The organism is Aerococcus suis, assembly GCF_900176325.1.
Taxonomy (GTDB): domain Bacteria; phylum Bacillota; class Bacilli; order Lactobacillales; family Aerococcaceae; genus Aerococcus; species Aerococcus suis.
In genome coordinates, this window is the sequence record NZ_FWXK01000002.1 from 287,539 (window position 1) to 313,331 (window position 25,793).

Here is a 25,793-nt window from a genome sequence, read left to right on the forward strand (position 1 = left end):
TCTTTAATTTAGAGCCGTCTCATAAATTTTTCTTGAAATATCTAAGGTCTGTTGATTATTTTCTCCTAGCGCTGTATCATCATGTTTTTCTAATTGCGTCACTAAATAATCAATATCTGCTTCTTTTACACCGATTTCTTCAAGAGTTGTTGGCATTTCAATTGATTGGAAGAATTCTGCTGTTTTATCAATAGCTAATGTGATTTTTTCCTCATCATTTGCTTCAGTAATTCCCCAAACATTTTCAGCATATTGAATTAATTTTTCGTATTTTTCTTCTTTACGAACTTTCATCGTCGCTAGCATGACAGGCGTTAAAGTCCGAGCATGATCCGTATTATTAAAAGCGGTAATTTCGTGGCCTAATTCATGAGTCGCCCAATCGGTTGGTACACCTGGTCGTAAAATATTATTAAGTCCGTTCGTGCAAATCCACATATAATTTGCTCGCACACTATAATCATAATTGTCAGCATTTAATTCAGGTGCTAACTTAATGATTTCACGTAATGATGCTTCAGACCACGCATCTTGTAACCGCGCATCAACTGGATACGTTAGATAATCTTCAAGTAAATGAATGAATGTATCTGTTAAACCATTACGTAATTGACGATCAGGTAGCGTATAAGTAATTTCTGGCTCTAAAACAGAAAACTTAGGGAATGTTTTTTCAGAACTGAAGCTTACTTTAGCTTTTAGTTCTTCAAAAGTAATAACTGCCCCGCTATTCATTTCAGATGATGTCGCTGGTAAGGTTAAAACCGTTCCGAAAGGTAGTGCCTCTTCAATTGGTTTTCCGGCCCCAATTCCTTGCCCAAAGATGTCAATTGGATCACCAGGAAACACTGAAGCAGCAGCAATAAATTTGGTCCCATCAATGACAGATCCTCCACCGACTGCAATAATAAAGTCAAAATTTTCTTCTTTCACTTTTTCGACTGCTTGCATTAGTGTTTCAAAATGAGGATTAGCTTCAATGCCACTAAAGGTATCCCATTTCCGATTACCTAATGCCTCAACGACACGATCAATCGTTCCAAATCGTTTAGCACTTCCTCCACCGTATGTTATAAGTACCTTAGCATTTTGTGGAATATAAGCATCCATCGCTTCAATTTGATTTTTCCCAAATAGAATACGAGTAGGATTATAAAAATTAAAATTAGCAATTTCTGTTTGCATAATATACCTCCTCAATCTAATACTTATTTTATCATGTCAACAATTTATAAGCTAAGAAATAGGAGGGAAGCTAATCGCACTTCCCTCCTATTTATCACAACGTTATTCACTTGCATTAGAAAATTGAGACTGATAGAGATCGTAATAAAATCCTTGTTGATTTAATAAACTTTCATGTGTTCCCGTTTCTAAAACTTCGCCATGCGACAACACAATAATTTGATCCGCATCTTTAATCGTACTTAATCGATGGGCAACCACAAAACTTGTCCGACCATGACGTAACTTCGCCATCGCTCGTTGAATAAGGATTTCCGTCCGTGTATCAATACTTGAGGTAGCTTCATCTAAAATTAAGATTTCAGGATCAGAGATAAACGCCCGAGTAATCGTTAATAACTGACGTTGCCCTTGGGAAATATTCGATGCGTCTTCATTAATAATGGTGTCATAGCCATGTGGTAATTTACGAATAAATGTATCGGCATGAGCTAACTGAGCTGCCTCAACCATTTCTTTATCGTTAACCTCTCTATGAGCACCATATTTAATATTTTCGCGAATCGTTCCTTTAAATAGCCAAGTATCTTGTAGCACCATTCCCATTCGATTACGTAACGTTTCTTTATCATAATCACGAATGTCTTTCCCCTCTAATTTAATACTTCCACCTGATACTTCATAGAATCGCTCAATTAAATTGATTAATGTTGATTTTCCAGCCCCGGTAGGACCAACGATTGCAATCATTTCCCCTGGCTTAACTTTTAAATTAAAATCAGTCATTAATAGATTTTCTTCTCCAGGTTCATAACCAAATTGAACATGATCAAACGTCATCTTATCATCCGTATCTAGTACAGGTAATTGTGAAGATGGATTTTCCATTTCATCCATATCTAAAAATGCAAAGATGCGTTCAGCACTTGTTGTCATCCGTTGAATTTGGTTCACCATTTGAGCTGTTTGTTTTAATGGCTGAGAAAGCATATTGGCGTATTGTAACATAGCTTGGACGTCCCCTAATGGTAAACTCCCATTGGCTACTTTAATCCCACCTACTACAGCAACAAGAACATAACCGATACTTTTAGCAACATTCATAAGCGGCGTTAATAATCCGGATAACAATTGTGCTTTCCAAGAAGCTTCATAATATTCTTGTGATTTATCTTTAAAGATAGCTAATTTGGCTTCTTCTTGATTAAATGCTTTGTTTTCTAATTGTCCCGCATAATTTTCCTCGATATAACCATTCAATTGGCCTTGTAGTTTCTGTTGCAAAGCAAACTGTTTTTGTGATTTAGGCGTAATAACTGCAATTATTACAAAACCTAGTAGTGCGGATGAAATACCTAATACAGATAATAATGGACTAATTGAAAACATCATATAAACGGTCCCAATAAAAATAGTGGTACTCATTAACAATTGAGCAATTGTCTGTTGCAAAGACATCGCAACGTTTTCCATATCATTGACTGCTCGACTTAGTATTTCGCCATTTGGAATACGATCAACCGTTTTAATAGATAAACGATTTAATTTATCACGCATGTCCTGTCTAATATCACGAATCACACGAGCAGCTAATTTGCTCAAAAAGAATCCTTGTAAATAGCGAAAAGTAGCACTCACAATATACATCACAACCACTATCATAATCACTCTTTTTAAAGCGTCGAAATCAATCGGATAACGCATTTGTCCATTAACTAATTGACGTCCTTGATTGATACCTTCGTAAATAATGGTCGTTGCTTGACCTAATACTTGGGGAGATAGTGTCTGAAAAATAGTTGCCGTAATTGAAACAAAGGCAACAAGTAAAAATCCCCATTTTCGATAAGACAAATAGATGCCTAAACGTTTAATGGTTCCCCAAAAGTCATCGACTTTATAATGACCCGTATGTGAAGCGGTTTTAACTTTTTCCTCCTTAGCCAATCTATTCACCTTCCTTCGTTTGTGATTCAGCAATTTCTCTATACACTTTATTATCAAGCAGTTCATCATGAGTACCAACACCGACAATTTTTCCATCATCAAGAACGATAATGCGATCAGCATCACGAATCGTATTGACACGCTGAGCAATAATTAGAGTAGCTGCTTGTTCAGTAATAGGTTGTAATGCTTGTCTTAATTTAGCATCAGTCGCATAATCCAATGCTGAAAAAGAATCATCAAAAATATAAATATTGGCTTGCTTCATAATGGCTCGTGCAATAGATAAGCGTTGTTTTTGTCCTCCAGAGAAATTATTTCCCCCTTTTTCGACGCGACCATCAAGACCGCCGTGTAATTCATGGATAAAATCATCTGCTTGAGCAATTTCTAAAGCACGCCACATTTCTTCATCACTTGCATCCTTATTCCCATATCGTAAATTATCTCGAACAGTACCTTGAAACAAATTAGCTTTTTGTGGCACGTATCCAATTAGATCCCGTAAATTGGCTAACGAGATAGCTCGAATATCAACTCCATTAATTTTAATTTCGCCAGATGTGACATCGTATAATCGCATAATTAAATGAGCAATAGTCGACTTACCAACACCTGTTCCCCCAATTATGGCTACTGTTTCACCAGGATGAATGGCAAAGCTAATATCTGTCAGTACTTCTTTCTCAGCTCCGGCAAATTGATAGCTTACATTATTTAAAACGACTTCGCCTGTTCCGAGGTTCTCTACTAATGTTGGATTTTCAGGATTCTTGATAGTATTTTCAGCATCCATCACTTCATTAATACGGTTTGCTGAAACTTGCGCTCTAGGAATCATAATAAAAATAAAAGTAAAAATAATAAATGAGAACATGATAATTGACGAATAGTTCACAAATGAAACGATAACTCCAACCTGAATTGTTCCGTTTGCGACTAATTGTGCACCAAACCAATTAGACAACACATTCGTTAAGCTTAAAACAATCACCATAATAGGCATTAACGCTGCCATGGTGACATTAATCTTGATTGAGGTGTTGGTATAATCATGATTGGCTTCAGCAAAACGATTCGCCTCATAATCACTACGATTAAAGGCACGAATCACTCGAATACCGGTTAATCCTTCTCTAAAAATTAAATTTAATTTATCTACTTTTTTCTGCATTGATTGGAATAATGGCGTTACCCGTTTTAAAATTAGACCGATAGCAATAATTAATATTGGTGTCGTTGCTAGAAAAATCGTACTTAGATGAGGACTGGTTATGACAGCCATAACTACAGCTGTCGTTAACATCGCAGGTGATAAAATAACAATTCGCAGTACCATCATAATAGCTACTTCCAATTGAACAATGTCACTTGAACTTCTAGTAATCAACGATGCTGCTCCAAATTCATCCATCACATCTTTTGAAAAATAGAGAACTTTTTCGTAAATTTGATTTCTTAATTGCCGCCCTAAATTATGACTGGCTTTGGCTGCTACATAGGCATTCCCAAAAGCCACTAGTAGCACTAACAAAGTTGCTCCCATCATTAAGGCGCCAATTGATAAAATCGCCTGAATATTACCTTGAGCCACTCCTTCGTTAACAATACGAGCAGTCATAGTTGGTAACATTAATTCACCAAACGCCTGTAATACAACAAACACTACACATAATAGAATTTGTCGTTTAGGAATTTGTTTTATGATTCGTAACATATGCATCTCCTTCTCTTAATAATAAAAATTAAAGATTCCTATTATAAAGTCTCACTTTGCTTTATAATAGGAAATCTTTATCTAGATATGATTTAATTGTCTTTATTACTTTCTGGTAAAATATCCGCTTCATCGTATAGACCTGATACTCGTTGATACCATTCAAATAAATGAATAAAAATCACTTTTAACACGGCGTAAACTGGAATAATCACAATTACGCCAAGTACTCCGAACATATTACCTCCTGTAATTAAGAGTAGCATAATAGTAATCGGATGAATCTCTAAATTACTTCCTAAAATTTGTGGAGAAATCACTCGGCTCTCAATTGTTTGCTCGATTGCAAAAACAATCGCTACTTTTAAAATCATACTTGGTCCAGATACAATCGCAATAATAATGGCTGGAATCATTCCAAGAAATGATCCTAAATAAGGAATAATATTTAAAAATCCTGCAGCAACCCCAATCACGGCTCCATACTGAAGGCCAATAATGTTATAACCAATCACAAACATAATGGCGACAGAAATAGCGACTAGAATTTGGCCACGAATATATTGACTAATCTGCTCGTTCATTTCAGTCAGTAACGTTAACGATTTTTGACGTACTTTTATCGGTAAAAAGCTAGCAATTTTTGCAGGTAATTTGTCGCCTTCTTTTAACATATAAAATAAAATAATTGGTGCAGTAAAAATCGCAATAATAATTCGCGATAATACCCCAACAAAAGATCCGATACTATTCACCGTACGATTAAGAATACTTTGCCAATTAAAATTTTCTAACTGATAATTATGCATAAAATCATTCACGAATGATTGCACTTCAGACTGCCACCCAGTCGGCAAGAATTGATTCACTTCTTCACGATAAGCTTGCCAAATTGTTTGCCAGTCTCTAATAAAGCTCTGTCCTTGATCAATCAAGTCAGGAATTAATAACGAAAGCAGAAACAGAATTAAAGCAATAAATAGCAGGACAATCCATGCCCCATAAAGACGTCGAATTCCTTTATTACACAACCAATTGACTAATGGAATCGTTAAATAATAAAAAACAGCTGCCAAAATGATAGGTAAGGAGACAATTTGTATAAATGTCCAAACTGGTTTAAAAATTGGCGAAATAACAGCAAACAAAAAAATAAGAACGGCAACTATTATTAAGATATATAAAATATTAATATATTTATTATCAACCATTAAGTGATAAAACCAAGAATTCTTGAGTTTATTCTTTGATTCTTGCGACATAACATCACCTCTCTATTATTTTAGCATAAGTCGATTTATTTACTGATAAATTGTTTCATTTCAAATATAATATAGAATAGAAATAACTAATGATTTGGAAAGGATGATTAAATGAGTCAGATGCTTTTGGGAGGATATACTCGTCAATCAAATCGAGGATTACATATCGTAACCATTGATGAAGATACTCAACAAATTATCGATAATTATCAATTAATTGAAGAAAAAAATCCCACTTATTTTGCCTTAAGTCGTGATAATCACCATCTCTACACCTTATCAGAAGCTCACGGAGAGCCTGGTGTCAGCCATTATCGATTGGAAAATGGTCAGGCAGAACTTAAACAACATCTTCCTGTCTTCCCTGGGAATGGTTGTTATATTTCTTATGATGAAGATAATAATAACCTTTATTTATCAGACTATCATCATGGTAAAGTGGCAGTTGTGACTTTAGACGAGAATGGCATGATGTCATTAACTGACATTGTTACCCATGAAGGAAGTGGACCTCATGAAAATCAGGATCAAGCCCATGCGCACTTTATAAAAAAAGCCCCAACAACAGATTATATTTATTCTTGTGATTTAGGGACTGATGAGGTACATACTTATCAACTAACAAATGATAATACATTAGAAGAAGTCGCTGTCCTTCATGCAGCACCAGGAACTGGACCTAGACATTTAGCGTTTCACCCTTCCCTTCCTATCGCTTATTTAGTAGGAGAACTCGACTATTCAGTGACAGTATTACAGTTAAATGAAGATGGAACGATTACTGCTGGTAATTCTCAAATCACTATTCCGACTGATTATGAAGAATTTAACTCAAGTTCAGCCATTCGCCTAACTAAAGATGCTCGTCATCTTTATGTCTCTAATCGCGGGCATAACTCTATTAGTAGTTATCGTATTTCTAATGATGGATTAACCCTTTACCCCATTGAAACAGTAGCAACCCATGCTGATTTTCCTCGTGATTTTAATTTTTCACAGGATGAAACCTTTATTCTAGTTGGTCACCAAAAAGAAAATAAAGTTACTCTATTTCAACGAAATAAAGAAACAGGCCGTCTTAACTATATTGATGAAGCCCCTATTGATGAAATTGTTTGCGTGGAACCTTTAAATGGATAAATGAAAAGAGAGGCCGGATAACTATCCGACCTCTTAATTTCTTAATACAGGATTATTGATTTGCAGAAACTGTTCCTACTTTATCCCCAGCAGCTACTTTCCCTTCTGCTGTAAAAGATAATTCAGAAACATCATTCATATTAGTAAAGATAACGACAATAGTTGTTTCTTTATCTGCTTCTTTTAATGCATCTAAATCAACATGAGCAATTTTATCGCCTTTACCGACTTGTTGGCCTTCTTCAACTTCAATTGAGAATGGCGCACCTTCCAGTTCCACCGTATCAATTCCCATATGAACGAGAACTTCTAAGTCAGAATCCGTTTTAATGTAAACAGCATGTTTTGTTGGGAAGATACTCATAACTGTCCCAGCAATTGGTGCATAAATTTCACCCGTTTCAGGGTCAACACCAAATCCATCTCCCATCATTTTTTGAGAGAAAACAGGATCATTAATCATATCAATTGCAACAAAATCACCGTTAGCTACAGCATAGACATCTTGTTTTGGTGCATCTGCACTAACTGTTTCTTCCTCTTTTTTCTTACGTTTTAAGAAATCAAACATTATTTCACCATCCTTAGCTACGTCTATATTATCACAGTTCTTGGAACTGTAAAGTAAGAGATTTTAAAATTTATAGATAATTGTTTTTACCTGACTTTTTATTTTTTCTTAAAATCTCAGGTCAGCAAATAAAATAATCTTCAATAACTATATTTCAACCATACTTTAGGCTATAATATGTACTAGTTTACTTTTAGAGAGGAATGAATGGATGATTGAAATTTTAAAAATCATATTCATTGGTATCATTGAAGGAATTACAGAATGGTTACCTATCAGTAGTACTGGTCATATGATTTTAGTAGAAGAATTTATGCAATTAAACTTAAGACAAGACTTTTGGGATATCTTTTTGGTTGTCATCCAACTTGGAGCAATCTTAGCGGTTATCTGGATTTATTTTGATCGTTTAAATCCGTTTAGTCCCAAAAAGTCCTCCCAAGAAAAAACACAAACTTGGAATACTTGGTTTAAAGTTGCTGTAGGTTGTGTCCCAGCTGCGATCTTTGGATTACTATTAGATGATTGGATGGAAGCCCATTTAATGAATTGGTTTGTAGTAGCAGTTGCTCTTATCGTTTATGGGATTGCTTTCATTGTCGTAGAAAATCGTAATGAACATCGGACTCCGAGTACACATTCAATGCAAGAGTTAACTTATAAAAAAGCGTTATATATTGGTTTATTCCAAACGTTATCTCTTGTGCCAGGAACATCCCGTTCTGGATCTTCTATTTTAGGTGCAACAATCTTAGGAACATCTCGACCAGTTGCCGCTGACTTTAGCTTCTTTATGAGTATTCCAATTATGTTTGGAGCTAGCGGATTAAAATTAGTTAAAGCCTTAATGGATGGTTTCCGTTTTACAGGGTATGAATACTTCATTCTATTCTTAGGTATGTTAGTTGCCTTTGTTGTTTCAGTCATAACAATTAAACTATTGTTACGTTATATCCAACAAAATGACTTTAAAGTGTTTGGATGGTATCGAATTATTTTAGGAATTATCGTTATCATCGCCTTCGGTTTCATTCGCTAGATAAGTTAAAGCAAGCAAATAATTGCTTGCTTTTTTATATACAAAAAAAACGACTAAGAACTAAATCTTAGTCGTTCCCTAGACAATGGGCCTTCGCTATTCACATTAGCAACCGGCCAAGTATCCACTTCCTGTGTTGACAATTAAATGTCTGATACTCTCTATTTCCACTACACAGACTTATTTGATGCTGTGTATGTCGCCTCATCGCATAACAGCTATTCTAGCATACTTGTTTTTAAGAAACAATAAAAAACTCACCACAAATTGTGGTGAGTAACATTTAAAATCGTTTATTTTTCCCGGATAACTTCAATTTTATAACCATCAGGGTCGATAGCAAAATAGTAATGAGGATCTTCTCCTGGTAATCCTTTTAATTCTGTCACATTAAGCCCTTTAGCTTCTTGTTCTTTATGAAGTTTTTCAAGATCATCAACTGCGATAGCAATATGACCATAACCATCACCAATTTCATATGGTCCGTGATTATAATTGTATGTTAATTCTAATTGAACACCACCACTAGGTAATTCCATATACACAAGAGTAAACTCATCATCTGGATAATCTTTCTTTTCAGCTACTTCATAACCAAAAGCTTCATTATAAAATTTCATTGATTCATCTAAATCTTGAACACGAATACAAACATGATCTAAACGCATGTTTCATTCCTCCTTTTCTTCCTATTATACTTATTATAACGGATGAAGAATCACTTAACAAAAGCTTTGATTAAATTACTCTAAAAAACCTTGAATTATCAATTATTCTTAGCTATGCTTACTATTGGCTTATGATTTTTCATGAGCATTATTATATAGAGAGAAGGTTTGACAACATGCGTCAAAGTAAATCATGGTTTACTTGGGTTAAAAAGCGTCCTCAAAAAGAGGTAAAAGAAAACGAACCAGTTACCCAACGCCGAGGTCAAAAAAAGCACTACACTAAAAATTATTTTTCAAGATACTTAAGCTATGTTAAGGCATATTTAAAACAACCTTTCCCTGAATTTGCTCATCCACAAGCGAATAATTCTTTTCATGGGTTAACAACTATCCTATTGATTAGTTTGTTTAATACCATTAGTTTAACCGCAGTTGCGAATTATTTTGTTTCTCGTTACGATTGGTTTGCCAACATTTCCATATTACCAAATGTGTCGTTTACATTCACACCTTGGTTATTTGCTATCAAAACATTCTTTTTCTTAGTGATTTCATTATGGTTGTTACCGGTTGTTATTCATTGTTTTAAAAAAATTATTTATAAAGAAGAGACTGATTCGGCTATTTGGTTAAGCGAATTTATGGGGATGAACGTATTCAGTTTAACCTTAAGTTTTATCGGCTTATTAATGGCATTATTAGCACCGCTATTATTTTTTGTCGTTATTCTATTCTTATTAATTATTCAACTTGTCATCCTTAATATGGCGGCTGTCGTAAGTTTTACACCATATTCAAATCAACGCGTTATTCCATTATTTTATATAATACTTGGCGCATTTTTTACTAATGTATTAATTGAATTTATTCTCTTTAGTCTTATTTTCTAACGATTGACAAATTTATTTATTTAGCATATGATAATTCTTATGAAAATAAGCGAGCATGGCGGAATCGGCAGACGCGCTATCTTGAGGGGGTAGTGAGAGAAATCTCGTGTGGGTTCAAGTCCCACTGTTCGCATTGAACCATTTCATTAAGAATCGCTAGTCTTTAAAAAGTAACAATGCTTACTGTTTTGAGAAAAATAACTTATCAATTGATTTACTAGGATATCCAATTATAGGATATCCTTTTTTCTTACAAAATTTTCAAACTTTTTCTAGTGGCTTATTCATTGATTGCCAATGTGAAACGATAGATTGAAAAATCAATGAATGCTATTCCAAATTTCTTAAGTACGGAATAATCAAAATCAACGAGATGATAAAAGCTATTCCATCTGCAACAGGTGTTGCCCACGCAATGCCGAATATCCCGAATATACTATTAAACAAGACCATAAAAAAGACATCCAAAGTCCCTTTTCTAAGTAATGACAGAATGATAGGTTGTCTTTTTCCCCCCGTAGCTTGAAAAATCGTAATAACCATAAAATTAATCACCGTAGTGATACAAGCAAGACAGATAATTCTTAGAAATGTCTGTCCAAACTGTACAGTTTGTGGATCCTTGATAAAAACTGAACTATTGGTGCAGCACCAAATAGTAAAAGTATTGTTCCGCATATAGCAACACTAATGCTGTAAACGACCGATGTTTGAATAGCTTGCTTCATTCTATCGATATTTCGAGAGGAATAATTATATCCAATCAAAGGTGTCAAATTATATTTTATGCGTCACGGTGAAACGATTTTAAATCGTTATAACCGCATGCAAGGATGGTCAGATGCGTTACTAACAGAAGAAGGGAAAACATCTCTCGAACAAACAAGGCAAGCACTCAAAAATGTTCCATTTTCTGCAGTGTACACAAGTGATTTGAGCCGAACAGTAGAGACCGCTAAAATCATTCTAGCGCAAAATCAACAGACGGATCCAAATATTGAAATTACTAAATTACCAGCATTCCGAGAAGAATATTTCGGTAGTTTAGAAGGACTTGATGCCATGTCTATTTGGAATGATATGGCTATATTTGCCAAAGAACATTTTGATGAAGCGACCATGACTGATAATGAGCGTGTGAGACGCCAAGTGGATGCATTCCACGCATTAGATCCAGAACATGAAGCTGAAGATTTCTTGAGTTTCTGGACACGCGTTGAACAAGGGCTTATTAAAGTGACACAACGTCATCGTGAGTCAGATCAAAATGTATTAATTGTTAGTCATGGGATGACCATTCGCAATATGCTTCATGAATTGATTCCGGAATTTTCACTGAATACATTCTTAGATAAGGGTAGCGTCTCTATCGTCCGTTACCAGGATGGTCACTATCACTTAGATAGTTTTAATCAATTAGATGACTTTGATTAATGATAATAGCAGCATGTCAGTGCTGCTTTTTTATTTGCCTTTTATCAAAGACATAAAAAAGGGGCACCATACAGTGCCCTTGAGGTATAAATTAAAGTGAAACAGTGTTAAATAATTTTTAATCCTCAGTGTATGTTACACCGGGGTTGAAAATGCCTTTAGGATCCAAAGCGTTTTTGATCGCTGTTAATGCACGATCGTAAGCTTCGTTGTGGAAACGCTTGAAGTAAGGTTTCTTCTCACGTCCGATACCATGTTCAGCAGAAGGTAAACCACCGAAATCACGAATCATGTCGTAGAGACGGTCTTCATATTTTTCAAGTAATTCTTCCCATTCATCATCAGCGTAGTCATTTTGAAGCACACAGATATGAATGTTACCATCCCCAGCATGTCCAAAGTATGCGCTATCGATGTTGAGCTCTTCACCGAGTTTCTTGGATTCAGCCACTAAATCTGTAAAGTGGTTAGTCGGTACACATGGGTCGTACATCTTCCAACTTGCAGCAGCATCGATACCGTTTAAGATATTATCACGTACTTTCCACGTTCTGACGTGTTCTTCCTCTTCAAGTACTTTGTGTTCAAGCGCATGGTTCTTCCGAGCAATTGAGAGTAATTCTTCAATCTGCGCTGCGAGGTCATGCTCGTTATTTCCGGCAAGTGTCACTAATAAATGTGCGTTACCAGGGACTTCAGGAACAGTTTCTTTTACTAACTGTTCAGAAAGTTCCACACCTTTTTTCTCGAGTAATTCAAGCGCAACAGGACGAAGTGTTGATTTCAAGATGTTGCCGACTGTCGGTGCTAACTCTGTGACGTTTTCATAACCAATCAAGATGGATTTTTCGAGACGTGGACGTGGGGTAATCTTTAATTGGAAGTTAGTAATAATACCTAAAGTACCTTCTGCGCCGATGAATAAATCTTTTAAGTCGTAACCAGAAGCATCTTTGTTGTTTAAACTACCACAGTGGATAGCGTCACCATTAGCTAATACCACATCAAAACCGCGAATGTTATCACGTGTCACCCCATAACGGATCGCACGCATACCACCAGCGTTTGTGCTAGCTGTACCAGCGACAGTTGCTGTTTTTTCACCAGGGTCAGGTGCGTAGAAGTAAGGTGTGTCTTCTAAGTATTCAATGATATCGATCAAACGCACACCGGGTTCAACATTTAACGTTAATATTTCTTCGTCCATTGAAATAATTTTGTTCATTTCTTTGGTACTAACGAGCCATGCTTCGTCTTTAGGGTAGGCTGCACTCGTTAAGCCTGTCTGGGTACCGATTGGCACGATGTGGACGCCTTCTTCATTCGCGCGTTTAACAATTTCTTGTACATCTTCGGTGGATTCAGGGAAGGCGATTAACCCAGCTTTCCCGAGGACTTTTTCACCAGCACGAGATGTTAAATAGCTTTCAGGAACATTTTGTTCAATTTTCATTTTACTAGAGCCTCCGTTTTCTGTTTTTCGTGTAAGCTTTTTCATCATAACTCATTATAATAGAAAAATTCTCCTATCCATTCGCTTCGATGATGTCCACCACTGCATTAATGATGACTTCTTTGTTTAATCCTTTACGTCCCATAGTTTTCTCCTCACTTCCTAATGCTGTTAGGTTTATTTTATCCTAACAGTGTTAGGAATTCAAAAAAGTAAAAATACTCTTTACAAACTATTGATTTTTTAATTTCTATACCCCTTAGAAAAGCCTCTAGAGCCACGTAGCATGTTCGGCATTAAAAATCTCTCTTATTTTTGAATTCATTTAATTCTCAAAATTGGGATTTATAATTTGCTGCTATTTGATTAACGCAAATGAATCTCGTATCATGTTTATTTTATATTCTTTCTTTTCACCTATATCAAAAAAGACTTCTGTAAAGCAGAATGTATCTGCTCTACAGAAGCCATTATTGCCAATAGATGTATTTATCTATTTTAGACTTGAAACCACCTTCATATAAACCTTTATTAATCACGATTCCTTTTATAAATTAATTCAAAATGGTGATGACATTTTTTACAAATATATTTGTGCGTATCTAATTGTCGTTGTCGATAAACTTTTATGCCGCATCCCTTACATTGATAAATTAACCGATAATTGGTATCAGAAAATCGTGGGCAATAGCGTAATCCGTTTACTTTCTTCAATAGCATTTTAAAGTCCTTATCTTTATGCTGATACCCTTTACCACTCAGATGTAAGTGATAATGACATAATTCATGTTTGATAATACCTATTAAAATATCGTTATCAAAATCGTGTAATAGTTTGGGATTAAAATCTAAATTATGCGTTTTTAAATGATAACGTCCGCCAGTGGTTCGCAAACGCGAATTCCATTGTGCTTTGTGCCGAAATGGTAACTGAAAATAGTTCTGAGAAATGTTTTCAACTAGGCTTTGTAATTCTTTATTTGTCATTATTCACCTAACGGAATCATACTTAAACCAATTCGTCCTCGCTCTTTATCGACTTCTTGCACCCAAACATCAATAATGTCACCTACTGAAACAATATCTAATGGATTTTTGACAAATTTACGACTCATTCGCGAAATATGCACTAATCCATCTTGCTTAACGCCAATATCAACAAAGGCACCAAAGTCAACAACATTTCGAACAGTTCCTTGTAATTGCATGCCTTCTTTTAAATCACTAATCGCTAAGACATCAGATCTTAAAACTGGACTAGCAACTTCATCACGTGGATCTCGTCCTGGTGCCATTAAACTAGATAAAATATCGGAAACTGTTTCTTCACCAACACCATATTTTTGAGCAACTTCTGAGTGATTTAATTGTTTCAACGTTGCAATATTTTCTTCAGAATTCACATCACTAATATTAATCTCTAAATCGTTTAGTAGTTGTTTAACAAATTCATAATTTTCTGGGTGAATTCCCGTATTATCTAAAATATTGTCCCCTTTTGGCACTCTTAAAAACCCGGCTGATTGTTCATATTTTTTCGGTCCCATTTGTTTTACTTTTTTTAGTTGATCTCTAGAAGTAAATTGGCCATTTTCATTACGGTATAAAACAATATTCTTAGCTACTGTTTTCGTTAACCCCGCAATATGTTCTAATAAAGGTGCACTGGCTGTGTTTATATCAACACCTACACGGTTTACTACCGTTTCAACAGTAAAGTCTAATCGGTTGCTTAATTGTTTTTGCGAAACATCATGTTGGTATTGGCCAACTCCAATCGCTTTAGGTTCAATTTTAACCAGTTCCGCTAAAGGATCTTGTAAGCGTCGAGCGATACTTACAGCAGAACGTTCTTCCACGTTATAATCAGGAAATTCTTCCCGGGCAATGGCACTAGCTGAATAGACAGAGGCCCCTGATTCATTAACAATACTATACGCTAAATCCATTTGATCTTCTTGGATTAAATCAGCAATAAAACGTTCTGATTCTCGACTAGCGGTCCCATTTCCAATAGCGACTAAATCAATTGAAAATTCATTAACTAAGTCACGAACAATTGTCTTCGCTTGGTCAACTTTATTCACCGGTTGATGCGGATAAATCACTGTTTTAGTTAACACCTGTCCAGTTTCATCGACTACTGCTAATTTACATCCTGTTCGGAAAGCAGGATCTAGTCCAAGAACTGTTTTCCCTTTGACAGGAGGTTGCATTAATAGGTGTCCTAAGTTATCAGCAAAATTGGCAATAGCATGAGCTTCCGCTTCTTCAGTTAATTCGGAATGAATGTCTCGACTCGCTGCCGGAATTAAAAACCGATTTAATGAATCTTGGATAGCATCTTGAATTTGTTTGACACTAATCGGATGACCTTCTATATAGCGATTCACAAAATGAGTAAGCACATCGAACTCGTCATATTGAACTTTAGTTGTCAGTACCTTTTGCTTCACCCCACGGTTAATAGCTAAAACTTGATAAGGCTTTAACTGCTTCATAGGTAGTGAAAAGTCATAATATATTTTATAGATACCTTTATCATCTTCAGCTTTCGCACGTTTTGACGTTTCTAATTTTCCATTTTGATAAAGATATTGTCTTAACCATTCTCGGTTAGACGCATCATCAGCTAACCATTCACACATAATTTCGTGAGCTCCAGCTAACGCTTCATTTACATTCGCAATATCATCATTTATATAGTTAGCGGCCTCTTTTTTGACGTTACCTGTTTTTGGTCCTGAAAACAACCATGTGGCTAATGGTTCTAATCCATTTTCTTTTGCAATTGTGGCTTTTGTCCGTCTTTTTTGTTTGTACGGTGCATAAAGGTCTTCCACTCTTTGCATAACAGTCGCTGATTTAATGTCTTTTTCTAACTCAGGAGTTAGTTTGTCTTGTTCCGCAATGGCATTCAAAACCGTTTCTTTACGCTCTTCTAAATTATTAGTGTAGTCATACGTTTCTTGAATTTCACGAATTTGAAGCTCATCCAAAGACCCCGTCATTTCTTTACGATATCGTGCAATAAAGGGAACCGTATTTCCTTCCTCTAATAAATTTAAAACCGTCGTCAACTGCTTCGTTGAATAGGTTAACTGTTGGCTAATTTGATCAATCAATTCTTTATTCAAACTTGTCATCCTTTCTTAGATATTAAATATACTATATTCCTCCATAAAGTGTCCAATTTGATTAGAAATATATATCGAATAAGTTGCTTTAAAAATTATTCTTCGCTATAATTAGCTTATCGAAATTCGTTTTCCATAAGGGAGTAATCAGCGGCTCTAGTCGTGATAGTATCAACAGACAGGTAGACGATAGCTACTGGTACTATTTGAAATGGTGAGACTTATGGCTACTGTTCTTCTATAGTAGTCATAAGTCTTTTTTTATGAAAACGAACGGAGAAAAATTATTAAAAGGAGTGAATAGAATGTCTGATTTAAATCAGCAAAAGTTTTTTGCTCAAGACATTGATTCTGTTAAACAAACGCTAGATTCCTCTGAGCAAGGATTATCAGCGCAAGAAGCAAAACAACGTCTTGATAAATACGGAGCAAATGAAATCCGTGAAGGCGAACAAAAATCGACGCTTCAAAAATTCATTGATCAGTTTAAAGACCTAATGATTATTATTCTTCTAATTGCAGCAGGTCTATCTGTTGCCTTAGAAGGTAGCGAAGGTTTAGTTGACGCTATTATTATTCTTGCTGTTGTATTAATTAATGCCATTTTAGGGGTTATTCAAGAAAATAAAGCCGAAGACGCTATCAACGCATTAAAAGAAATGTCTTCACCAAAAGCAACGGTTATCCGTGATGGTGAACAGGTGGCAATTGATTCCAGAGAAATTGTCCCAGGAGATGTCGTTGTTCTTGAAGCCGGAGATGTGGTCCCAGCTGACCTTCGTTTATTTAAAGCAACTTCATTACAAATCGAAGAAGCTGCCCTTACCGGTGAATCAGTTCCTGTTACTAAAGAACTAGATTTAGTTGCTGAAGATGCAGGTATTGGTGACCGTACAAATATGGCTTTTTCAAGTACTAATGTGACTTACGGTCGTGGTCAAGGGATTGTCACTGGTACAGGAATGGATACCGAAGTTGGTAATATTGCCGAAATGCTAGAAGGAGCAGAAGGTAAAACCACTCCACTTCAAGAAAACTTAGACAGTTTAACGAAATTCTTAACTTACGCGATCGTTGCGATTGCCGTCTTTATTTTTGTGATTGGTTTATTTAATGGACGTGAGTGGGTTGAAATGCTATTAACAGCTATTTCAATTGCTGTTGCTGCGCTTCCTGAAGGTCTACCTGCTATTACGACTATTATTTTAGCTCTAGGGACACAAAAAATGTCTGACAGAAATGCATTGGTACGTAAATTACCTGCTGTCGAAACACTAGGTGGTACTGAAGTTATTTGTTCTGATAAAACAGGGACACTAACTCAAAACAAAATGACCATTGAAAAAGTTTTCTACAACGGTGAAATGCATGATGCCGCTGAAGATATTGATTTCAATGAACCAGTCTTTAGAATTATGAACATGGCAAATGACACAAACATTAATTCTAACGGTGAATTAGCTGGTGATCCAACTGAGACAGCTATGATTCAATTTGGATTTGATAAAGGATTTGATGTCCGTGAAGTCTTGGAAACTCAACCACGTTTAGGGGAAGTTCCATTCGACTCTACTCGTAAAATGTCATCTACGTTCCATCCAACTTCTGAAGCATTTAAAGATCAAGCTCCTTATGTGTCAATGACTAAAGGTGCTCCTGATGTTTTAATTTCAAACTGTAACTACTATTATGATAACGGTGAAATTAAAGAATTAACGGAAGATGTCCGCGAAAAATTACTTGATACTAACCATTCTATGGCGACACAAGCACTTCGCGTTTTAGCAATGGCATTCAAATATTATGATGAAGAACCTGCTAATTATGATTCAGAAACCTTGGAAAATGATTTAGTATTTGCTGGACTTATTGGTGAAATCGACCCTGAACGTCCAGAAGCTAAAGAAGCGATTACTAAAGCAAAAGGTGCTGGAATCCGTACAGTTATGATTACTGGTGACCACAAAGATACCGCAGCCGCAATTGCCGCTCGTTTAGGTATTATTGACGAAGGCGACGATTCTTCAGTAACCACTGGTGCTCATTTAGATGAGTTATCTGATGAAGAATTAGCTGAAAAAGTTGAACATTATTCTGTTTATGCTCGTGTATCCCCACAACATAAAGTGCGCATTGTTGAAGCTTGGCAATCACATGATAAAGTTGTTGCGATGACTGGTGATGGGGTTAACGACGCTCCTTCATTAAAACAATCAGATATCGGTATTGGTATGGGAATTACTGGTACAGAAGTATCTAAAGGTGCTTCAGACATGGTATTAGCAGATGATAACTTTGCAACTATCGTTACAGCTGTTGAAGAAGGTCGTAAAGTCTTCTCAAATATTCAAAAAGCTGTTCAATTCTTGCTTTCTGCTAACTTAGGTGAAGTAATGACCTTATTCTTCGCTACAATGTTAGACTGGCAGATTTTAGAACCTATTCATATTTTATGGATTAACCTAGTAACAGATACTTTCCCTGCTATTGCGTTAGGTCTTGAAGACGCAGAATCTGATGTTATGGAACATGATCCACGTGGTCGTAAAACTGACTTACTTTCTGGTGGTGTCCTCGCATCAATCATTTATCAAGGGTTATATGAAGGTGGCATTACCTTATTCGTTTATTGGTATGCACAACATATCATGCAAGTCGAACATGTTGATGCTGAAGCTATGGCATTCTTAACCTTAGCCTTCATCCAATTGTTCCACGCATACAACTCTAAGTCTGTCTTCAAATCACTATTTGCAACGAATCCATTTGGTAACAAATGGTTAAATATTGGAGTGTTAGCTTCAACCGTCTTAATGTTAATTACTGTCTTTGTTCCAGGATTAAATAACGCCTTTGGTACCAACCACTTAGTAGGCGATCCTAACTCTGTGACGATGTGGACAGTCGTTATCTTAGCTGCCGCTTCAATTATTGTTTACACCGAAATTATTAAAGCTATTTTACGCGCTACTGGTTATGCTGAAAAAGCTCAATCAAAAACGAAAAGTAAAAAATAATTTCAGAGGATAAAGTAAAACGAGCGAGTTTGAACTCGCTCGTTTTTTTATCTCTTCATTTAAAAATACACTTATTTCATCGTGACAAACTCTTCAGCACCAGTCGGGTGAATCGCAATTGTTTGATCAAATTGTGCTTTAGTTGCTCCCATATTAATAGCAACTGCAAATCCTTGTAAGATTTCATCCATACCAAAGCCGATACCATGTAAACCGACAACACGCTCTTCATCGCCAACAACAACTAATTTCATTTTAACTGTTCGCCGATTAGAGGTAGCAGCTGAATACATGTCAGCAAAACTTGATTCATAGGTTTTTACTTTGTCTGCTCCAAATTTTTCTTTGGCTTGAGCTTCTGTATACCCCATCACGCCAATTGGTGGATGACTAAAGATAACAGTCGGAATCATATCATAATCGATATAAAATTTATCTGCTCCATTAAATAGATGATCACTTAACGTACGCCCTGCTTTGATAGCTACAGGGGTCAATTCTACCTTACCAATAACATCTCCGAAAGCATAAACGCCTGGTACATTCGTTTCATGATAGTCGTTAACTTTAATGAAACCTTTATCGTCTAACGCAATATCTGTATTCTCAATGGCCAATTTATCAGTATTAGGTTCACGTCCAATCGCATAAATCACTTTTTCAGCCGTTAGACTATCGCCTTCTTGGAAATTAACCGTTAATTGGTCATCATTGTTCTTAACAATTTCAGCTACATTATGATGCGTTAAAATTTTCACACCTGCTGCTTGCATTTCTTCAGTTAAGGCATCGATGATTGTCGGTTCATAATCACGTAATGGGCGTTCTTTACGAACAGCTAGGGTAGTTTCAACACCTAATCCGTTTAAAACACCCGCTAGCTCAACAGCGATATAACCTGCTCCGATTAATACAACTGATTTAGGTAACGTTTCCCAAGCAAAAAAATCATCAGAAACATCCACATGTTCGATACCTGGAATGTCCAATAAACGAGCACGTCCACCAGTAACTACTGCAATATGCTCACCGTAGTATTGTTCCCCATTCACTTCGACGATATGATTATCGATAAAATTAGCATGACCTTCGACAAAATCTGTTCCCCGGCTTTCAAATCCTGAAAAGTATGAGTTATGAACACGATCAATATACGCTTCACGACTTTTGCGTAATGTTTCAAAGTCTAATGTTTGATTATCAACTTGAATTCCGTATTCTGGACCAAACCGTTTAATATCTTCATTCAGTTGAGAGCCATACCACATTATTTTTTTAGGAACACAACCGACATTAACACAAGTACCTCCAACAGCCTTTTCTTCGATGATCAATGCTTTTTTTCCGTATTCTGCTGCTCGGTTAGCGCTAGCAATACCAGCACTTCCGCCACCTATAGCTATAAAATCGTATGTTTGCATAACGTCCCTCTTTCTATTTTTTTGATGGTGCTACAAATTGTGAATTCATAACAAAATGAACAGGTTCCTGTTTAATTGTCGTTACCGGAATTTGTGACCGTTGGGTTGTGTCTGAAATAATTTCACTAACATATACATAGCCAATGGTTTCTTTAGCTGGGATTATCGCTTGATATTTTCCATGATTATCGTACGCATGGTAATATAAATTACCCTCTTCGTCATAAGCATACGCATAAACCAGCACCCAGTGATTACCGTAAGCTGATCCTAAGATACTTGTTGTTCCGACAATTACCGGTCCTTTGCCTGCTTTAATTAATTCCGGTACTTTCTTTTCAGTCAGTAGACCATAATGTGCTTGATAGCCTGCAGGTTTTAATAAATAATTTAAACTGAACGACAAATTCCACACATAAGAGCCTTTATGTAGTGGCCAATGATCAATTGGACCTTTTAATCCCTTTAACAAGGTTGAAAGGGATAAATCATTATTAGTATCACGTTTTACCAAATAATGAGCAAGTACCGCACTAACATAGGAACCACATTCTCCGACTGACCCGGTATTTTTCCAATGTTGATAAGGTCTAAATGTCTGTGCATCCAGGCCTATCCATTTTAAATCCTTCATAACACCACTCCTTATAGCTTTATTATATCATGCCCCTATTTTAGCCTCTAAATTTATGCTTGATTCTAAATTTCTCATAAATTTTTTAGAGATATAGCGTTTTCTCATCAGATTATTGCTATAATGATAAAAGACATATTGAATAATGGGAGGATCCCCTTTGACTGAAGAAAATCAATTAATGGATGTGACTTGGCATTTAAATCGTACATTATTGGCGATTTTATTTGTCAGTAATTTTTTTCCATTTTATATAACAGTGATCGTATTTATCGTTGAATGCATTATTCTTGCTTCTTTAGGAGCGTTTCGTCGCATCGATAGCCGACAGAATGCTTCCCCCTATTTATGGGTATTTGTTGCTTACTCTATATTAATTTCAATCATTTACCAAAATTATGTAGGAATAGGCATTAGTTTTGCATTTATTTTACTTATTTTTTATTTCTATTATTATCAAACAACCATTAAACCCTATTACTTTGAAGAATTACTAAATATCGCTTTAATTAGCTCGTTTGTAGTTTTTATTTTTGCTTTTTTAGAACATTTTAATTATATTCCTGAATGGGATTATACCTTTATTTCAAAAGCAATGGGACGTATGCACCGCAATCGCGTCGAAGCAACCTTTTTTAATCCTAACTACTACGCCATGATGTTAGAATTTTTTATTATGATTGGATTTTATAAATTTTTTAAAACATCAAAATGGCGAAAACGACTCGCTTTTATATTTATTACTTTATGTAATTTAACGGCATTATTCTTTACTGGGAGTCGTACAGCATTGCTAGTTGTCGTAGCTGCAGTGTTTGTCTTCCTTTATGTTGATGGTTTTAAACAAACGGCCATTTATTCATTTTTAGGTGCCTGTGTCCTACTCACCATCTTATATTTTTTAAATTTATTACCTCGTATGGATGATATTTTATATGCCTTTGAGGATCGATTTGTTATTTGGGATGTTGCTGTGAAAGGTCTTAAAGATAATATTTGGTTTGGACAAGGCCCATTAACATTTATGAATATTTGGCAGGACTATGGTGAAAAATATACTCAGCATGCTCATAATATTGTTCTTGATACGTTATTAAGTTATGGCATTATTGGTTCAGGATTATTAACTGTCGCCTTTTATCCTTTTGCTAAAATACTTAACAAAATGCGTCAATTTCCTCAATTACGCAGACGATTAGCTTTAATTTGTAGTTTTATTGCTGTCGTATTAGTCCATGGATTAACTGATTTACCTATCTTTTGGATTCAAACAGCTTTTCTATTTTTATTTATCATTCTTAGTGCTAAAAATATGCTTCATGAAGCAGAATTAGGGATTTATCGTCCACAAGACACAAAAAAAAGGAGTTAGTTTTAAAACTAACTCCTTTTTATCTGTCAATTACATTTCTTGAGGTGCTTCAACACCTAGTAATGCTAAACCTTCTTCTAATACTTTTGTAACCGCATAGACTAATGATAAACGAGATTGTAATTCGCTATCTTCATTTAAAATACGTGTATGTGCATAGTAACGGTTAAAGCTTTGAGCTAAACCAATCACATATTTAGCAATAACTGAAGGTTCATAAGTCATGTATGCTTTCTCAACAATACTTGGGAATTGATTCAATTCTTTAACTACTGAGAATGCTACATCATCAGTTAATTTAAATTCTTGGTTATCAGTTGCTTTGCTGCCATCGAAACCAGCTTTACGTAAAATAGAATGTGCACGGGCATTAGCATATTGAACGTAAGGACCCGTTTCCCCTTCAAATTGAACAACTTCTTCAAGAACGAAGTCAAAAGTATTTAGACGATCATTTTTCAAGTCATGGAAAATAACCGCACCGACACCAACTTGATGAGCTACTTCATCTTTATTTGGTAAGTCAGGGTTTTTACTTTCAATTTGTTCTTTAGCTAGTTCAACGGCATCATTAAGCACGTCTTCAAGTAAAATAACATTACCTTTACGTGTCGATAATTTTTTACCACCTGCAGTGATTAAACCGAATGGAATATGGTGCATTTGTTCTTGCCAATCATGACCTGCACGTTGTAATACAGCTTTCAATTGTTTAAAGTGATAGCTTTGTTCATTACCAACTGCATAGATAGATTCGGCAAAATCAAATGTTTCTTTACGATATTCAGCTGTAGCTAAATCACGCGTAATATATAGAGAAGCACCATCAGATTTTAAGATTAATGCTGGATTTAAATCAAATTCATCCAAGTTAACAATAGTAGCTCCTTGGTTTTTCTCTAATAGGCCTTTTTCATCTAATTCATCTACGATTCCTTGAAGTCTATCATTATAGAAAGCTTCACCAGTATAATAGTCAAATTTAACCCCCAATTTATCATAAATACGGTTAAATTCTTTTAAGGATTCATCTTTAAACCATTTCCATAATTTGACGGCTTCTGGATCGCCATCTTCCAATTTTTTAAACCAATGACGACCTTCATCGTTTAATGAATCATCTTTGTCAGCTTCTTCATGGAATTTAACGTAATATTCAAGTAATGAAGCAATTGGATCAGCTTTAACGGCTTCTTCACTACCCCAACGTTTATAGGCAACAATTAATTTACCAAATTGTGTTCCCCAGTCACCTAAGTGGTTAATACGGATAGGATTGAAACCAACTTTTGCTTCAATATTCGCAATCGCATTACCAATAACAGTAGAACGAAGATGTCCCATTGACATTGGTTTCGCAATATTCGGACTAGACATATCGATTGTAACGTTTTCACCTTTACCAATATGTAGTTGACCGAATTCATCACCTTGAGAATAAATTTCTTTTAAGATATCTTCTGTTACTAATTCTTGATCTAAGAAGAAGTTAATGTAAGGTCCAGCAACTTCTACTGAGCCAATACCTTCACCAGAAATATTTTCTGCTAATTCTTCAGCAATCGCATTTGGGGATTTTCGGAGTTGTTTAGCCAATACAAAACATGGAAATGCCACATCACCATGTCCTTCGTGACGAGGTACTTCTAACACATCATAAATTTCATCTTTCAATAAGTCTAAGTCTAATGACTGATCAATTGCATCAGCAACCAACTGTTTTAAATCCATAAAAATTCCCCCTCTGAGATTATAAAAAGTACTATTTTTTCAAATAGTACTTTGATTGTTTTTATTATTATACCATTTCCCTAATTCTAAAGAAAGTCAAATTAATACCTAATCAGACAATAATTAGACCATGAACCATTATTACTAAAAATAATTAGTTTATGATTAACCTAGAACCTCTTTTTCAACAGTTTGTTTCATTTCAATAATTTTGTCAATATTTTTAGATTTAAAAGGTAGTGGAATCATGCAAGCAGGAGATAAAAGTAAATTTTTACCTTCTAGTTGCGTTATCGCATCTTTAATTTGATTTTCTAAAGCCTCTAAGTTATCTTCAGTGATATCTAAACGTTTTAATCCACCCATTACAGGAGCTTCGGCTTGCTCTTGCCCTTTTTTAATATCAGGTTGTGATTCTCCAACATGCCAATTAACGACTTGTACCGGAAATTCACCAATGAAATCTGTCATTATATTTGATCCATGTAAATGAACAACGTTTAACCATCCTTGCTCAGCACCAGAAATCACTTTTTTATCAAACGGTAACCCGTATTCTTCATAAATCGGTTGCGTTGTTTTATCAAAGTCAGCTAATTGTGTCGCAAAATAAATACCGTCAGCTCCTAATTCAATAGCTCTGTGTGCTAACTGAGCATGCGTTGTAGCAATTTTATCGAGAGCATGTTTTACTAAATTACCATTTCCTTCTGCAATATGATCTAGAACCTTTCCTTTTGAAAGCTTATGCGCAATCGTTAATGGACTAAAAATGGTCATAATAATAGGCGCTTCCCCATTTACTTTTTTTAATAGAAGCTCCAAATATTTTAGTTCACGAGCTAAAGCTTTAGACTCAATAGTAACTTCAGGTAACTTTTTCCAATCTTCAGCCGATTGAATTGGTGTACTAACTATTTCAGACATCCCTCCAGTTTTAACCGGTTCGTGATCAATTGTCACCCCATAGTCTTCTACTGTGTACATTCCATTATTTAATGTTTTTATCCAATCCAAGTTAAATCGTTTGAAGTTTTTAAATGTCTGTTCAGCAATTTTTTCTGGATCACGATCAATGTCTGGATAATGACTCCAAAAAGAAAACGGAATATAATCTGGAGTTTCGCCATTTAGAACTTGTTTGATAACATCTTGTTTCTTCATAATTTCCT

At 35.5% G+C, this 25,793-nt stretch carries 20 protein-coding genes and 1 tRNA gene; 7 read left to right on the forward strand and 14 right to left on the reverse strand.

All coding sequences use genetic code 11. From position 1 onward, the window contains the following. Positions 1 to 3: 3 nt before the first annotated feature. The 4 genes from B8955_RS03045 to B8955_RS03060 form a co-directional block, all read right to left on the reverse strand. Positions 4 to 1,185, reverse strand: coding sequence for an iron-containing alcohol dehydrogenase (locus B8955_RS03045; protein WP_084098399.1), 1,182 nt, complete (start codon positions 1,183 to 1,185; stop codon positions 4 to 6). A gap of 102 nt (positions 1,186 to 1,287) precedes the next feature. Next, positions 1,288 to 3,132, reverse strand: coding sequence for an ABC transporter ATP-binding protein (locus B8955_RS03050; RefSeq protein WP_234983510.1), 1,845 nt, complete (start codon positions 3,130 to 3,132; stop codon positions 1,288 to 1,290). A gap of 1 nt (position 3,133) precedes the next feature. After that, on the reverse strand, positions 3,134 to 4,849 hold the full coding sequence (locus B8955_RS03055) for an ABC transporter ATP-binding protein (RefSeq protein WP_084098401.1): 1,716 nt from the start codon (positions 4,847 to 4,849) through the stop codon (positions 3,134 to 3,136). Between the two features lie 92 nt (positions 4,850 to 4,941). Continuing rightward, entirely contained in the window at positions 4,942 to 6,111 is a 1,170-nt protein-coding gene (locus tag B8955_RS03060) for an AI-2E family transporter (RefSeq protein ID WP_084098403.1), read from the reverse strand. A gap of 111 nt (positions 6,112 to 6,222) precedes the next feature. On the opposite strand from B8955_RS03060, the gene B8955_RS03065 reads away from it, so the two are divergent. Next, positions 6,223 to 7,251 carry a lactonase family protein gene (locus tag B8955_RS03065; protein ID WP_084098405.1) on the forward strand — a complete coding sequence of 343 codons (1,029 nt, stop codon included), beginning with the start codon at positions 6,223 to 6,225 and terminating at the stop codon, positions 7,249 to 7,251. A 52-nt stretch (positions 7,252 to 7,303) separates the two neighbouring features. On the opposite strand, the gene B8955_RS03070 is transcribed toward B8955_RS03065, so the two are convergent. Then, complete coding sequence (locus B8955_RS03070) at positions 7,304 to 7,822, reverse strand: PTS sugar transporter subunit IIA (RefSeq protein ID WP_084098407.1); 519 nt, start codon at positions 7,820 to 7,822, stop codon at positions 7,304 to 7,306. Between the two features lie 211 nt (positions 7,823 to 8,033). Between B8955_RS03070 and B8955_RS03075 the strand changes: the two genes are divergently transcribed. Continuing rightward, positions 8,034 to 8,861, forward strand: a complete 828-nt coding sequence (locus B8955_RS03075) for an undecaprenyl-diphosphate phosphatase (RefSeq protein WP_084098409.1) — start codon at positions 8,034 to 8,036, stop codon at positions 8,859 to 8,861. A 293-nt stretch (positions 8,862 to 9,154) separates the two neighbouring features. Here B8955_RS03075 and gloA read toward each other — a convergent pair whose 3' ends face one another. Then, complete coding sequence (gene gloA, locus B8955_RS03080) at positions 9,155 to 9,529, reverse strand: lactoylglutathione lyase (RefSeq protein WP_084098411.1); 375 nt, start codon at positions 9,527 to 9,529, stop codon at positions 9,155 to 9,157. Between the two features lie 176 nt (positions 9,530 to 9,705). On the opposite strand from gloA, the gene B8955_RS03085 reads away from it, so the two are divergent. Continuing rightward, entirely contained in the window at positions 9,706 to 10,422 is a 717-nt protein-coding gene (locus B8955_RS03085; RefSeq protein ID WP_084098413.1) for a hypothetical protein, read from the forward strand. A gap of 49 nt (positions 10,423 to 10,471) precedes the next feature. Beyond that, positions 10,472 to 10,555 (forward strand) — tRNA-Leu (locus B8955_RS03090). 451 nt (positions 10,556 to 11,006) lie between these two features. On the opposite strand, the gene B8955_RS07075 is transcribed toward B8955_RS03090, so the two are convergent. Beyond that, a complete protein-coding gene (locus B8955_RS07075; protein ID WP_407639089.1) occupies positions 11,007 to 11,150 on the reverse strand; it encodes a hypothetical protein in 144 nt (47 codons plus the stop codon). A gap of 58 nt (positions 11,151 to 11,208) precedes the next feature. Here B8955_RS07075 and B8955_RS03100 point away from each other — a divergent pair, with 58 nt between their 5' ends. Continuing rightward, a complete protein-coding gene (locus B8955_RS03100) occupies positions 11,209 to 11,856 on the forward strand; it encodes a histidine phosphatase family protein (RefSeq protein WP_084098416.1) in 648 nt (215 codons plus the stop codon). 118 nt (positions 11,857 to 11,974) lie between these two features. Here the strand turns inward: B8955_RS03100 and B8955_RS03105 are convergent, their stop codons facing one another. The 3 genes from B8955_RS03105 to B8955_RS03115 form a co-directional block, all read right to left on the reverse strand. Further along, positions 11,975 to 13,309 (reverse strand): FAD-binding oxidoreductase, encoded by a 1,335-nt coding sequence (locus B8955_RS03105; protein WP_084098530.1) that lies wholly within the window; start codon positions 13,307 to 13,309, stop codon positions 11,975 to 11,977. A 531-nt stretch (positions 13,310 to 13,840) separates the two neighbouring features. Further along, on the reverse strand, positions 13,841 to 14,296 hold the full coding sequence (locus B8955_RS03110; protein ID WP_084098418.1) for a SprT family protein: 456 nt from the start codon (positions 14,294 to 14,296) through the stop codon (positions 13,841 to 13,843). Further along, positions 14,296 to 16,455, reverse strand: a complete 2,160-nt coding sequence (locus B8955_RS03115) for a Tex family protein (RefSeq protein WP_084098420.1) — start codon at positions 16,453 to 16,455, stop codon at positions 14,296 to 14,298. The genes B8955_RS03110 and B8955_RS03115 overlap by 1 nt, the downstream gene beginning before the upstream one ends. Before the next feature lie 296 nt (positions 16,456 to 16,751). Between B8955_RS03115 and B8955_RS03120 the strand changes: the two genes are divergently transcribed. Beyond that, positions 16,752 to 19,463 (forward strand): cation-translocating P-type ATPase, encoded by a 2,712-nt coding sequence (locus B8955_RS03120; RefSeq protein WP_084098422.1) that lies wholly within the window; start codon positions 16,752 to 16,754, stop codon positions 19,461 to 19,463. A gap of 71 nt (positions 19,464 to 19,534) precedes the next feature. Here the strand turns inward: B8955_RS03120 and gorA are convergent, their stop codons facing one another. Together gorA and B8955_RS03130 are read right to left on the reverse strand one after the other, a co-directional pair. Next, positions 19,535 to 20,884 (reverse strand): glutathione-disulfide reductase, encoded by a 1,350-nt coding sequence (gene gorA, locus B8955_RS03125; protein WP_084098424.1) that lies wholly within the window; start codon positions 20,882 to 20,884, stop codon positions 19,535 to 19,537. A gap of 13 nt (positions 20,885 to 20,897) precedes the next feature. Continuing rightward, the gene (locus B8955_RS03130) at positions 20,898 to 21,518 is read right to left on the reverse strand and encodes a hypothetical protein (protein ID WP_084098426.1); all 621 of its coding nucleotides are present in this window, start codon (positions 21,516 to 21,518) and stop codon (positions 20,898 to 20,900) included. Positions 21,519 to 21,678: 160 nt separating this feature from the next. On the opposite strand from B8955_RS03130, the gene B8955_RS03135 reads away from it, so the two are divergent. Further along, entirely contained in the window at positions 21,679 to 22,890 is a 1,212-nt protein-coding gene (locus B8955_RS03135; protein ID WP_234983511.1) for an O-antigen ligase family protein, read from the forward strand. Positions 22,891 to 22,920: 30 nt separating this feature from the next. Here B8955_RS03135 and argS read toward each other — a convergent pair whose 3' ends face one another. Then, complete coding sequence (gene argS / locus B8955_RS03140; RefSeq protein WP_084098430.1) at positions 22,921 to 24,621, reverse strand: arginine--tRNA ligase; 1,701 nt, start codon at positions 24,619 to 24,621, stop codon at positions 22,921 to 22,923. Between the two features lie 165 nt (positions 24,622 to 24,786). Next, positions 24,787 to 25,785 carry a uroporphyrinogen decarboxylase family protein gene (locus tag B8955_RS03145; RefSeq protein WP_084098433.1) on the reverse strand — a complete coding sequence of 333 codons (999 nt, stop codon included), beginning with the start codon at positions 25,783 to 25,785 and terminating at the stop codon, positions 24,787 to 24,789. Positions 25,786 to 25,793 lie beyond the last annotated feature (8 nt).